Origin of the sequence: Acaryochloris sp. CCMEE 5410 (assembly GCF_000238775.2) — a bacterium.
GTDB lineage: Bacteria > Cyanobacteriota > Cyanobacteriia > Thermosynechococcales > Thermosynechococcaceae > Acaryochloris.
Map to the genome: position 1 here is coordinate 2159121 of NZ_AFEJ02000001.1, position 12725 is coordinate 2171845.

Below are 12725 nucleotides of genomic sequence, written 5' to 3' on the forward strand. Positions count from 1 at the left end.
CTCAATCGTCTTCAGCTATGGGGTCATCCGAGGACTCAAGCTTGTCCTTTAGCTCCGATTTAATCCGATTGAGAATGGTGGCCTGATCTAAGGAAGAGAGAATCTCATGGACGACGGTTTTAGGACCGTTGGGTCCCCAAGACGCCCCATTAATCAGGTACCGTTTGGTGACTTCGCCAATGCCATAGGAAGACACCCCCGCCACGGCAGCTTGGGAAACGGCCACAGAAACGTAGGGCAACAGGGAGGCTCCCCCCGTTGCTGGAGCCGCTAAGCTGAGGAGTCCTTTGAGGGAACTTAGCCCCAGAGTGGTTAATAGTTCCGTAGCGCCAACACCGCCCATAGTTAGGGCAATTTTTCGTAGTAAGTCTACGGCTCCTTTTTGGGTCATGGAAATGCCGTAAAGCTTAGAAAGAGTGAGGATCATGGCGATGTCGATGGCGGCACTACTGAGCACATCCACAACGGTAACGGGATTGAGGGCAATGGCGACAGCTTTGGCCATGACGCCACGCCAAATAATCTGATTTGCACTGCGATCGCGGATCCGCATCTTCCGCTCAATCAGCTGCTCATTAATATCATCGGCATAGAGCATGGTGTTGAGGGCCACCAGGGACTTGCCTTCCCGCTCCAGCACTTCCAATATTTTTAGCTTCAGATCTTGAACTTGGGGTGGTCCTGGCACGAGTTCGGCCCCCAATCGACCATCGGGATATTGAATCGCTTGGGCCACCAGTGGTGCCGCCGAAGCCATCACAATCTCATCGGCAGACAGCAGCTCCCGCACTCGCTCATCTCGAATTTTTTCGTAAATGGCATTGCGATCGGCCTCGGGATATTGGTCCACTTTGTTGAACACTAGCAAGATGGGCTTACTGGCCTGCCGCAGCTCCGATAGAGCCTCAAACTCTACCTTGGTCATATCCCCCGCAATCACAAATAAAATCAAATCGGCCTGTTGAGCAATTTGGCGAGCCAGGCGCTCCCGCACTTCACCATCGACTTCATCAATCCCAGGGGTATCAATCAGTTCAATCCGGGATTGCCCCACCCCTTGCAAAGAGACGCGAATGGCCTCTTCGCCAGAGTCTTGATCCACAAACCAGCTCGCCTGCTGACTCTGTTGGGTCACCCCATGCACTGGCCCGGTGGCAAACACAGACTGTCCTAACAAGGCATTGAGGAGGGACGATTTGCCTCGACTGACCATGCCAAACACGGCGATGTGCACCACCTGTTTTTCCAACTTGTCGAGCATGGATTGCAGGGAATTGATTTCGGTTTCTAGTCCCGCTCGCTCTCGGGGAGAGAGATCCAGCTTATCTACCAAGGTCTCTAGGGCAGAATGGGCTTGCTGATACCCCAATTCTGCCTGCATTTGCTCAAAATCCTGAATGGTCTGATCCAGCTCAGCTTCTAAGGTCTCTGGATCAGAATGCTCAAAGGCGTAAGGGTTAGGAAAACCGGAGTTCATAGGGAATGACTGGAGAATACCGCTCCTCGCGTGATCTCTAGGGTAGCGCTATCAGGGAGATCTACATCAGTCAGACGCCTGAACCCTTTAATTCAGGTTGCACAGATAGCGCTGAGCTTCTGACATCCTACATTTTTGAGCAGGTCACGCTAAACCTTAAACCGCTGAGCCTTTTAGGTATTCTGTTTCTGGCGTGGCTGACACCATAAAAAATCACTGATTTCCCGAACGAGCCATTCTTTTTCGGGCAGGCTAAGCAGCGTACCAAATTTATAGAGTTTGTCTCCTTCAATCAGGGTGCAGGCGGCAACGGGTCGGTCATTACTTTTATAGGCCGTCGTTAGTTTAACCCCATCCAATGCTGCTGTGCTGCCCGATATTGGATGTCGCAGCCCCAAGCGCTGAATTTGCCAACACAGTTGAAAGGTTTGAGGGTTGATCTGTAACTGGATACTCCCAGCAATACCGAACAAGACCGCTATCAACAGCCCTGATCCTGAAATCAGTAGGGGTAGAATCGCGACAAACGCAAACAGAGGAGGAACTTGGCCATTGAATAGACTGGTGGCGACACTGGCTGCGATCACCAAGGCAATCCCTTCAAAAAACAAGGCAGACAGCCCCACCCCCAAGGTTTTCCCCCGCAATCCACTAGGGGGAATATCAACCGTCAGTTGGGATGGCGTTCTCTGGAGTTGAATCTTACTCCCTTTAGGCTGATGTCGCAGCGCTTCCTTTTTTCTTTGAGATAACGATTTGGGGCGGGTGGGAGAGGGCTGGGTTAATTCCGCCAATGCCTCCTGGGCCGAGTTCAAGCGATCTTCCACGGCAGGTTCAAGCATATGGTCTAACCAATCGGCAAAATCTGGCTGGAGTTGCACGGCTTTGCGGAAATTGATCTTCAGTCGCTGATGGGGTAGATCGGCAGGAGAACAGTGCGTCAGGAGAAATAGGAGGGTTGCCCCCAAAGAATAGAGATCCGTCGCCGGGACCGCTTTTCCCTGGAAATGTTCGGGAGCCATATAGCCATAAGTTCCCACCACCGTACTACCTACCATCGTATTGCGATAGACATTTTGCACCGCTCCAAAATCCACCAGGTAAATCTGGCCATCCTCATTACGGATAATATTGTGCGGTTTAATATCCCGATGAATAATCGGTGGCGTTAACTCATGTAAATATTTCAGAATGCCTAGAATTTGCACAGCCAACTGACGCACTTCAGCTTGGCTAGCTTGCCATCCATCCTGCACAAGGTCAGCGAGTGATGTGCCTGGGGCTAGTGCCTGAACAATGTAAAACCATCGATTTCCTGCTGTGTCGGTTTGGAAGTAGTCGATATACCGAGGAATGGCTGGATGTTCGAGTTGCGCTAGAACTTTAGCTTCCCGCTCAAATAGTTCTAACTGTTTCCAGTCATAAATTCCTCTGAGAGACAGCGCTTTTACAGCAAATTGCTGATGAGTATGGACATCTTCCACGGCATAGGTGATGCCCGATCCGCCTTGACCTAGAACGGATTGCACATGATACCGTTCCGCAATCAGGTCACCCGTTTGATAAAAGGGCTGCTCCAGCATGAATCTCTTTGTCGGCAATGTCATGCTTCCATTTTGTCCTGACTCAAGCAATCGGTTGGTGATCTTGAACAACTAGCAACTGGCCGTTTCGGTGCCACCTCCTCAGTGTTGCTGCATGATGAGGAAATCTCTTATTTCCTCCACTAACCAAGCTTTTTCACTGGGACTGAGCATGGTGCCGAATTTGTGAGTGTTAACTCCTTCTAATAAAGTGCAACCTTTGACAGGCCGATCATTACTGGTATAAGCCGTGGTCAGCTTAATTCCTTCGATGTCTTCTGTTCGGCCACTACGCCGATATCGAAGCCCTAAAGACTTGACTTGCCAAACTAACTCAAAGGTTTGTGGATTAATTTCTAAATGGGTACGTCCAGCCACCCCGAAGACAACGACACTTGCCATACCAATACCAACAATCCAAAACGGAATGGAAAACAAGGGAAATAGGAAAGGCGCACCAGCCGCCAGAGCGCCTGCAGTCCACACAAAAATAAACCCATTCCAAAACAAGGCAAAACATCCAATCCCCAAAGTTTCTCCCCGTAAACCAATGGGGGGAATGTCAACGGTTAGATGGGTCCTTGTGCGTTGTAGCTTAACCTTACTGCCCATCGGTTTTCGCTGTAGAGCCTTGGCTTTGGGTGGGGTAAGAGATGCAGGCTGCGCTCGTCGTGGCGGTGCTTTAAGCGCGTCAATCGCATCTTGGGCCGAGGCCAGCCGATCCTCCACGGCAGGTTCCAGCAGATGATCGAGCCAGTCCGCAAAGTCTGGCTTGAGCTGCACGGCAGAGCGAAAATCTATCTTGAGTCGCTTTTGCGGCAAGTCAGCAGGGGAACAGTGGGTGAGCAGAAACAGCAACGTTGCCCCAAGAGAGTACAAATCAGTGGCGGGAACCGCTTTCCCCCGGAAATGCTCAGGGGCCATATAGCCATAAGTCCCCACAACCGTACTGCCCACCATCGTGTTGTGATAGACATTTTGGACAGCACCAAAGTCCACCAGGTAAATCTGACCGTCTTCACTACGAATAATATTTTGCGGTTTGATATCCCGATGAATAATCGGTGGGGTTAGCTCATGTAAGTATTTCAGAATGTCCAGAATCTGTAAGGCCAACTGACGCACTTCAGCTTGGCTAGCCCGCCATCCCTCTTTCACCAAGTCTGCTAGGGATTGACCCGGGGCTAATTCCTGAACGATATAGAACCACCGATCTTCTTCTGTATCGGTTTGAAAGTAGTCGATATAGTTGGGAATGGCTGGATGATCGAGTTGAGACAAAACCTTGGCTTCACGCTCAAACAGTTCTAGTTGTTTCCAATCTCCCATGCCCTTTAGAGATAGTTCTTTGAGGGCAAATTCCTGTTGGGTATAAATATCCTCTGCGGCATAAGTAATGCCAGCCCCTCCTTTACCGAGTACAGAAAGGAGGCGGTATCGCTCCGCGATAAGATCTCCGGCCTGGCGATGGGATTGCTCAAACATATTGTTGTTAGCTGACATAACCTCAGGCTTCCCGCATCGGTACTAGCTCTTGCAGAAATGGGACTTTAATATGATGAGTTGAATCAGCATCTATCGCTGATTTTTGCACCTATTAATTCTGCTTTTTGCACCTAAATAAATATGGAGCCTTTTCCAGCTCACCAGAGCTTATTCAGGAGAACTAAGATTCTTTAGATACAAAGAGCATTTGAGAAATAATACCCGCTTCAGGTTTGCTCTCAAGAACTTGAAACGGCTCTGACGTTAACTGTTTTCTGACAAGGTGCTCTACTCTTTCTTCTTTTTCAAGTTTCCGTTAATGATTCTACGTACAACTCTGTCTTTAAAATTAGCGGCAAGATATACTTTGATTTCTCCCTGTACTAAATCTGGGTCTAGTTCGTCTGTCTTGTTGGAAATCACTTCAGGGTGGTGGTACCAATACACAATCTCTTCAAGTAAATTGGGACACACATTCTCGTCTTGCCTATAGAAAGTTCCACACACTTCACAAAATCTCTGTTCTTTTCTCACCGTAAAAGCTGTAAGTTCCCCCATCTTGAACACTAAGCAAGGGAAGTGCTCACTAATTTCGTGTGGAGAATGATTATTGAAGTCTGTCAGCAAGACATCGAAGACCCTGGAACATTTATGACAGTTATACTCTGAGCCGTGTGGGGTATCTGTCCAAGCCTTAATTCGATGAGAACAATATGGACACTTTCCTACGAAATTAGACACTACAACTTTCTGTGGAATTGTATTGAAATAAAACGGATTATGTGGCTCGTCCAATAACAACCATTCGATCTCATATTTATGAGGGTGTATGAGTTAAAGCAATGTCAACGCCCTGCCTTCAGCACTTGTTCAGCCGTTAGTCCCAAGTCTGGGGTAGTTTAGCTTTGATTATTTATACCAAATCCGACTCATTAACTCCCGAAATATCTTATCTGTCAAGCTGGCCACCAATGGTAGTGAGTGAGAGCTTTAATGTCTGATTGCATGGTCATTAAAGTTCGACAGCGCTGCTCGAGCACATCTTCCAACTCATCCAGGGTCTCAAAGCATCGATTGGCCAGTGGTTCGTCCGCTAGCCGCCACAACCGTTCAGCGGGCTGTAGCTCTGGAGAATAGGGGGGTAAACCTTCAGATGAATGCCAGGTGGCACCACCCGATTCTTACAGGTATGCCATCCGGCTCCATCGAGAACGAGAAGAATCTGTTTGTGCTTTCCCGCTCCAACTTGCTGAGCAAAGCTTTGTAGGGCTTGATTAAACCATTCTCCATTGACCCGAGGCAGAATGAACCATTCGGTATTGCCAGTTGCGGGATGAACGAATCCGTATAGATAGGTCCATTCATAGCGATGGTCCACCTCAGCAATTGGACGCTGACCCACAGGCGCCCAAATCTTTCGAATAATGGGTTTAAGGCCTAAACGATGTTCATCAAAAGACCAAACTTCGACCTGAGCATTAGGGTAGCGTCGCTCCAATTCTGCTTTGTACTCAGGCAGTTTTTTAAAAGCGGCTTGGGCCTCTGGTTCACCTTTACGGTGGTGAGGACGTGGGCATTGCAGGGACTGCTCCAATCGCTTGAGATAGTCCCAACCTCGTTGGGGCCAAACCTTATCGACTCCTGTCATCTGAGCAATGACCTGGGCTACTTAGGTCCGTTCCATAGACCACCGTCGGCGGGTGGGGTTTGTAGACGAGTCAACAATTGTGCACATTGGTCTTGAGTCAGAAGACTGCGAGATTGATGAGGTCGCTTATCTTTGCGTCGGTTGCGTAACCCATGGGCGCCATTGTGGTTATACTCCCTGACGATTTCTCGAGCGTAATCGTAGTTGAGACCGACCACTTGGGCTGCTTGAGTTAGCGTTGTTTGCTCACTGACGAGCCATAGTAGATGCCAGCGGCGCGATTCTACTGGGTCTTGGCTGGCTCGATAATGAGACTTCAGCTCCTCGGGCGAAAAATGAGGTTCGAGATATAGTTTTCTTGGCATTCTCTAATTATGTATTATATCGGAGTTATATAAATCGGATTTGGTATTACAAGTACTTTGAACACTAAATAGTCGTCCCTGAAAAACCTCATCAGACCATATACCGTAAGACTTTAAGTCGCTAAAGTACGGCTTTAAATTGCAAGTAAATTCGCTGACTCTTGTAAAAACTGGCGAAATAGCGTTTTTTTAGATTATTTGAAACTCCCAATCCTAGTAGATGATCAAATCTCTATGTTTCAAATTTGACCTCTAAGAGCTTTGATATGCAAGGGTTATGGCAAAGTACCGCCAAAATAGAAGGGGTTTTTCAGGGATGACTAAATACCCAATCTAAAGATTACGCAGCCTGTAAAACTTTTGGTAAAGGTAAGGGTCTCCCCATTTGCCCATAGGCGTAGATGAGATCCTCTAAAACTTCCCTGGCATTTTCCAAAGCTTCTTCATAGGTGTCACCGTGGGTTGATGCGAATCTTCCCCACTCTGGCAAGCTTGCAATATAAGACTGATCAGAATCAGACCACTGAATAAGAATGCTGTATTTCATGTATCTTCTTCACCTTGTAACCGTTCTACCGTCTTTAATGCTTCATCTACTCGCTTCTCTTGGTAGGGCTTTGCATCTCCACCATCCTTGCCAGACAAAACAACTGGCTTAGGTAAGAGTTCATGCATCCAGTAAGAATGACTTCCTTTACCCCGCTTGGGCAGCAACACAAACCCTGCCTTTTGCAACAGCCGCTTCAAATCTTTGATCTTTTTGGGCATCTTCGCCCATTACCTCTTTGCCCTGAAAATTGAGCTAACAATAATTCTCATATTCTAGCCAAAGACTGGTGCCTTCAAGTGGCTTAAGAAAATCTGGCATAACACAGGCTCCATAGCCATCTTTTGATGGTTATGGCAAATAACCATTTCATTGAAAAACAAGAATGTTTGCACTCTGTGATTCGATTACCGCACAATAGAGACTGTGACAAACGTCATGCTGATGGAATCCCTGCGATGTAGATTTCAATCAGCTTCTTTTTTTGCTCTGTAGTTGATCATCTCAGCCCGTACACTAGGCTGGACCTTGATTCGAACTATCTCACTCTTAATTCAACTAGCACCAAATTTATGCGTATCTCTCTCAATTGGCTTAAAAATCTAGTCGATATCGATCTGTCACCCGAAGATTTGGCAGAACAACTGACTCTGGCTGGGTTTGAGGTTGAGGACATTGAAGATTTGCGCACTTGGGCGGATGGGGTTGTGGTGGGGAAAGTGCTGACCTGTGAGTCCCATCCCAATGCCGATAAACTACGCGTTTGTACCGTTGATATTGGGGAAGCAGAGCCATCCCAAATTGTCTGTGGTGCTCCCAATGTCAAAGCCGGACTGTGCGTCCCCGTTGCCACCTTAGGCACCTACTTACCCACACCAGACTTAAAAATCAAAAAAGCCAAACTCCGAGGTGTGCCCTCTGCCGGGATGATTTGTTCTCTGACCGAGCTGGGCTTAGAAAGCGAGATTGACGGTATCCATAGCTTTGAAGCGGAGGGTGTAGCCGTTGGAGAGGATGTCCGTCCCCTCTTGGGCCTAGATGATGTCATCTTAGATCTGACCTCCACCGCGAACCGTGCCGATGCCCTCAGTATGGTGGGGGTCGCCCGTGAAGTCACGGCACTGACGGGGGCGAAGCTAAAACTACCCACTACACCCAAGCTAGATATCCCCTCAGGCAAAGATGTCAAAGTGGAATTGTCTGACGCTGAAGCCTGCCCTGCCTATATCGCCACGGTACTAGAAGACGTCACTATCGCCCCTTCTCCAGACTGGCTGCAGCAGCGACTAATCGCCGCTGGCACTCGCCCTATTAATAATGTGGTGGATATTACCAACTACATCCTGCTGGAGTGGGGACAGCCCCTCCATGCCTTTGACGCGGATTCCCTGGAGGCGTTAGCAAATAAGAAGCCCCTGACCTTAGGCGTACGTTTAGCCAAATCTGGGGAAACCCTCACAACCCTAGATAGCCAACAGCGCAAGCTACAGGAACAAACCCTGGTGATTACTGCCAATGATCAGCCAGTGGCGCTAGGGGGCGTAATGGGCGGTGAAGACACAGAAGTCAAAGACACCAGTACTCGTTTAGTCCTGGAAGCTGCTCTCTTCAACTCCCTAACCATTCGGCGCTCGGCTCGTAGTCAAAGCCTCCGCAGTGAAGCCTCGGCCCGCTACGAACGCGGGGTAAATGAATCTCAGCTAGAAACCGCCTGCCTGCATGCCTTGCAGCTATTGGTGGATTTGACAGGAGCTAAGGTGGTTGCTCAGCAGCGGGCTGACCATCGTAAGTCTTTGGAGCGATCGATTGAGCTACGTCTGGATCGGGTCAATCATGTGTTGGGGAAAGTCAAAGGCAAAAACGGTGAACCCACAGACTTAACCGCCAAAGACATCCTGCCGATTTTAGAATCTCTCAGTTTCGATACAACCCCCACCGACCGACTGGAGACTTGGACCGTTATGGTGCCACCCCATCGCCATAGTGATATTGAGCGGGAAATCGACTTGGTGGAGGAAATTGCTCGACTGTATGGCTATGATAATTTCTGTGAAACCCTACCTGCAAAGACCGAGTTAGGAACCCTATCTAGTCAGGATGCCTTGGCTCGTAAACTCAGAGAAGCCTTCCGAGCGGTTGGTTTGACTGAGTTAATTCATTATTCCTGGGTCAAACCTGGGGGGGATGACCAAGTGGTCGTAGTGAATCCCTTGTTAGTAGAGTTCTCCGCTCTGCGCACCGAAATGCTGACTAGCTTGCTCAATGCCTGTCAACGGAATTGGGAGCAGGGCAATGGAGCACTCAATGGCTTTGAAGTTGGTCAAGTTTTCTGGAAAGAGGGCAAGAAACTAAAAGAGGCTCGGGCCATTGCAGGCATTCTGGGGGGCGACCCCGCCCAAGGTAAATGGATGCGCACCGCAAATCAAGACTATGCTATGACCTGGTTCGAAGCCAAGGGATTATTGGAGCGAGTCCTAAGCCAGTTGGGATTGTCCGTGACCTTTCAATCCGATTGTCCTGATCCGCGGCTCCATCCGGGGCGCACGGCAGCTCTAATTTCTCAAGGCGCAAAGCTTGGCTATTTTGGCCAAATCCATCCTCAGGTACAGCAGGAGCGAGACCTGCCGACGGTTTATGTGTTTGAGCTGAATTTAGACCTGCTTCTAGAGCAGCTCGCCCGACTGCAAACAAAGGCGACGCTGTTTTCTACCTACTCCACCTATCCCGCCGCCGATCGCGATTTGGCGTTCTTTATTCCCACGGACGTTACCGTTGCCGAGATTGAAAAAGTCATTCGCAAGGCAGCAGGCGGTCGCAAGCAGTCTCTGCTGACGGCCATTGAGCTGTTTGATGAATATCAAGGGGAACATGTGCCGGAAGGGCAGCGGAGTTTGGCGTTTCGATTGCTGTATCAGGCCTGCGATCGCACCCTCACGGACGAAGAAGTTAACCCCATCCACCAAAAAGTGCGTGACGCCCTGGAAAAACAGTTCAAGGTGAGCCTCAGAAGCTAAGTCCGCCGACTTCCCACTATCTCAGGGAGTTTGACAATAATTTGATTGCGGCCATTGACCTTGGCCTCATACAGGGCTGCATCCGCCACCCCCACTAAGTGAGTGGGGTGATAAATCGGTTGGGGCACGGTGCTCGCAACACCAATACTCAAAGTGACGTGATCGGCCACCTCAGACTGCAAATGCTCAATTCGCAGATCAAGCATCGCCCGCTGGATTTTTTCCGCCACCAGACAGGCCTGCTTATGATCGGTATTGGGCATGATCACTGCAAACTCTTCGCCCCCATAACGAGTCGCTAAATCTCCCGTCCGCCTGACATTGGCGTTGATGACACAAGCAATCTTTTGGAGACAGTGATCTCCTGCCTGATGGCCATAGGCATCATTAAAGCGTTTGAAATAATCAGCATCACACATAATCAAAGCCAAAGGCTTCTGTTGGCGCTGCATACGTCGCCATTCTTGCTCCAATACCTGATCAAAACACCGCCGATTAGCCAGTTCAGTCAAGCCATCCAGGTGAGCCAGTCGATTTAGGGCAGCGGTCTTTGCCTCAACCTTAGCCTGCAAAATTTGATTACTATTCTGTAAGTAGCTAATCACTAGGATCAGGCTGGTGACCGCCAGACAGCCAATCACAATCAATGTGGTCCAGATACTCTTTAACCCCTCTTGCGCCTGAGCCACAAAGGCATCAATGGGCTGAGTGATTTCTAGAACTCCTCGTACATCGCCCACCTGCCAATCGGTTTTAGGGCTGCCTGGCCAGGTGTTATGACACTTGACACAGCTCGGTTCCATTTGGACGGCTTCGGCATAGCGAAACAAAAGGTGATCCTTCTCCTTTGCTTTTTGGTAGTAGAAGCCAGTCGGGTTTCGCTGTAAATACTTCAGCGCCTTCTGTTCAAATATATTTTGGGGTCCCCCTGACCCTTGGCGATTGGGAAAGGGGTAATTACTAAACAAGCGAAAAGATAGACCACTTTCCGATTGGCTGACCCGTTCTCCCAACTCAATCGTGAAAGTCGCAGGCACTGGAACACCACCTGCCATTTGATGGTATTCAGGACTTGCCGTCACATTATCTACATCGTCCAAACGCCCCACCACAGACTGGCTGTAAAGGAGCCAAGCTTCCTTAACCGTATTCACAGAAACCCGCGCATGTTGAAGTGCTTGGGCATCCACTAAATCTGCCGATAACTCAAAGGTGCCCGAGAGGGCAACCCCCGTCCCCATACAGAGCAGCAGCACCAGAATCAGTGCTATCCGTTGATACAACCAAAGTGTTAGCTTTCGAAATCGCTGCAAATTAGACAAGCCCCCAAAAGTTCAGCCTGCAGAGATAGCAAAGACAAACCTCAGCTCAGTGATGACACCAAACTTTTCCGATTTACAGCAATCACATAAGGGAAAATAATGCAGAGTACAACCAATCGTTCGCTGCTAGATTAAGCATCGTAGCCTTTAGTTGTTACTGCCTAAAAAAATAGCAGGATAACACCCAGACTAGAGATCAAACAGTTCCTCAATGGTTAGATATAAAGCTCACCTGTTAATACCCATTAATTATAAAGACCGATTCGCCCAAATGGCCCGTCATACAGAGAAATTAGCGAATAAATATACCCCGTTCTTTCTGTCTAGAAATTAAAATATTTGAGACTCAAGATTTACTTCTCTCGAAAAAATTGAATCGCCATCGAGTTCACAGACAGGTTCAACATTGCCACGTTAGGCTATAGCAGTATCAGCACCGGATATTTTGGAGACCTCATGGCAGCGAAACCTAACGTTTTTTCTAACGTTCTCTCACCCTTTGCATGGCGATCTCGAATCTCTCGTCTCGCAACGGTATTAGCAGGGCTATGGGTTCTCGGTACTGTCCTATGGAGTCTGATTGGCCTCAATGCGGAAGCTCTAGCCGGGGTAGGCTTTACGGATCCCGCCCTTTACCAAGAGAAATCAGGATATAGCCTGGATGGGATTGGCAAAGTCTACATGGGCAGAGAAATCGCCCAAGTTATGGGCCACCAAGGCGCAGGATGGCTAGAGCGCTCAGGACGGGCTAGCAGTGAACAACCTCGGCGATTGGTGGAAGCCCTCAACTTAAGCCCGACGGACGTCGTCGCTGATATTGGGGCAGGAACGGGGTATATGAGTTTTCGGATGACTCCCTTCCTACCTGAAGGAAAGGTTTTAGCAGTCGATATTCAGCCTGAGATGGTAGAAATCCTCAATTATTTCAAAGAAGAACGGCAGGTTGATAATTTAGACGCAATTTTAGGCAATGAGCAGAATCCTAACTTACCTGAGCAAAGTGTGGACTTAGTGCTGATGGTGGATGCTTACCACGAGTTTGAGTTTCCCAACGAAATGATGACGGGCATCGTTAAAGCTCTCAAACCCGGCGGCAGAGTTGTTTTAGCCGAGTATCGGGCCGAAAATCCCCTGGTGATGATTAAGCCCTTACACAAGATGACGCAAAAGCAGGTCCGTAAAGAGATGCTCAAGGTCGGATTGGTATGGAAAGAGACCAAAAACCTATTGCCCCAGCAACATTTGATGTTTTTTGAAGCCGCTTAGGATCTTCTCTAAGGCAAC

General features: G+C 48.8%; 10 protein-coding genes. 2 read left to right on the forward strand and 8 right to left on the reverse strand.

Features of this window, described 5'->3' with window-relative positions; translation table 11 throughout:
* Window position 1: 1 nt before the first annotated feature.
* From ON05_RS09670 to ON05_RS09700, 7 genes are all read right to left on the reverse strand, one after another.
* Window positions 2–1477: a GTP-binding protein gene (locus ON05_RS09670; RefSeq protein WP_010475422.1), complete on the reverse strand. Its 1476-nt coding sequence runs from the start codon at window positions 1475–1477 to the stop codon at window positions 2–4.
* Between the two features lie 173 nt (window positions 1478–1650).
* Window positions 1651–3060, reverse strand: a complete 1410-nt coding sequence (locus ON05_RS09675) for a serine/threonine-protein kinase (RefSeq protein ID WP_010475424.1) — start codon at window positions 3058–3060, stop codon at window positions 1651–1653.
* Between the two features lie 102 nt (window positions 3061–3162).
* Window positions 3163–4545, reverse strand: a complete 1383-nt coding sequence (locus ON05_RS09680; RefSeq protein ID WP_010475426.1) for a serine/threonine-protein kinase — start codon at window positions 4543–4545, stop codon at window positions 3163–3165.
* Between the two features lie 1093 nt (window positions 4546–5638).
* On the reverse strand, window positions 5639–6193 hold the full coding sequence (locus ON05_RS09685; RefSeq protein WP_396148983.1) for an IS630 family transposase: 555 nt from the start codon (window positions 6191–6193) through the stop codon (window positions 5639–5641).
* 17 nt (window positions 6194–6210) lie between these two features.
* Window positions 6211–6558 carry a helix-turn-helix domain-containing protein gene (locus ON05_RS09690; protein WP_262561500.1) on the reverse strand — a complete coding sequence of 116 codons (348 nt, stop codon included), beginning with the start codon at window positions 6556–6558 and terminating at the stop codon, window positions 6211–6213.
* Window positions 6559–6898: 340 nt separating this feature from the next.
* Window positions 6899–7105, reverse strand: coding sequence for a type II toxin-antitoxin system HicB family antitoxin (locus tag ON05_RS09695; RefSeq protein ID WP_010480246.1), 207 nt, complete (start codon window positions 7103–7105; stop codon window positions 6899–6901).
* On the reverse strand, window positions 7102–7326 hold the full coding sequence (locus ON05_RS09700; protein ID WP_010480245.1) for a type II toxin-antitoxin system HicA family toxin: 225 nt from the start codon (window positions 7324–7326) through the stop codon (window positions 7102–7104). The genes ON05_RS09695 and ON05_RS09700 overlap by 4 nt, the downstream gene beginning before the upstream one ends.
* A 351-nt stretch (window positions 7327–7677) precedes the next feature.
* On the opposite strand from ON05_RS09700, the gene pheT reads away from it, so the two are divergent.
* The gene (gene pheT, locus ON05_RS09705; RefSeq protein ID WP_010480244.1) at window positions 7678–10119 is read left to right on the forward strand and encodes a phenylalanine--tRNA ligase subunit beta; all 2442 of its coding nucleotides are present in this window, start codon (window positions 7678–7680) and stop codon (window positions 10117–10119) included.
* Here the strand turns inward: pheT and ON05_RS09710 are convergent.
* Entirely contained in the window at window positions 10116–11432 is a 1317-nt protein-coding gene (locus tag ON05_RS09710; protein WP_029315693.1) for a diguanylate cyclase domain-containing protein, read from the reverse strand. The two genes, pheT and ON05_RS09710, sit on opposite strands and share 4 nt — an antisense overlap.
* Before the next feature lie 465 nt (window positions 11433–11897).
* Here ON05_RS09710 and ON05_RS09715 point away from each other — a divergent pair, with 465 nt between their 5' ends.
* On the forward strand, window positions 11898–12707 hold the full coding sequence (locus tag ON05_RS09715) for a class I SAM-dependent methyltransferase (protein WP_010480241.1): 810 nt from the start codon (window positions 11898–11900) through the stop codon (window positions 12705–12707).
* Window positions 12708–12725 lie beyond the last annotated feature (18 nt).

Coding starts and splice junctions, on each gene's coding strand:
- ON05_RS09670 (WP_010475422.1), bottom strand. CDS start 1,477: ATGAACTCCGGTTTTCCTAACCCTTACGCCTTTGAGCATTCTGATCCA.
- ON05_RS09675 (WP_010475424.1), bottom strand. CDS start 3,060: ATGCTGGAGCAGCCCTTTTATCAAACGGGTGACCTGATTGCGGAACGG.
- ON05_RS09680 (WP_010475426.1), bottom strand. CDS start 4,545: ATGTTTGAGCAATCCCATCGCCAGGCCGGAGATCTTATCGCGGAGCGA.
- ON05_RS09685 (WP_396148983.1), bottom strand. CDS start 6,193: ATGACAGGAGTCGATAAGGTTTGGCCCCAACGAGGTTGGGACTATCTC.
- ON05_RS09690 (WP_262561500.1), bottom strand. CDS start 6,558: ATGCCAAGAAAACTATATCTCGAACCTCATTTTTCGCCCGAGGAGCTG.
- ON05_RS09695 (WP_010480246.1), bottom strand. CDS start 7,105: ATGAAATACAGCATTCTTATTCAGTGGTCTGATTCTGATCAGTCTTAT.
- ON05_RS09700 (WP_010480245.1), bottom strand. CDS start 7,326: ATGCCCAAAAAGATCAAAGATTTGAAGCGGCTGTTGCAAAAGGCAGGG.
- pheT (WP_010480244.1), top strand. CDS start 7,678: ATGCGTATCTCTCTCAATTGGCTTAAAAATCTAGTCGATATCGATCTG.
- ON05_RS09715 (WP_010480241.1), top strand. CDS start 11,898: ATGGCAGCGAAACCTAACGTTTTTTCTAACGTTCTCTCACCCTTTGCA.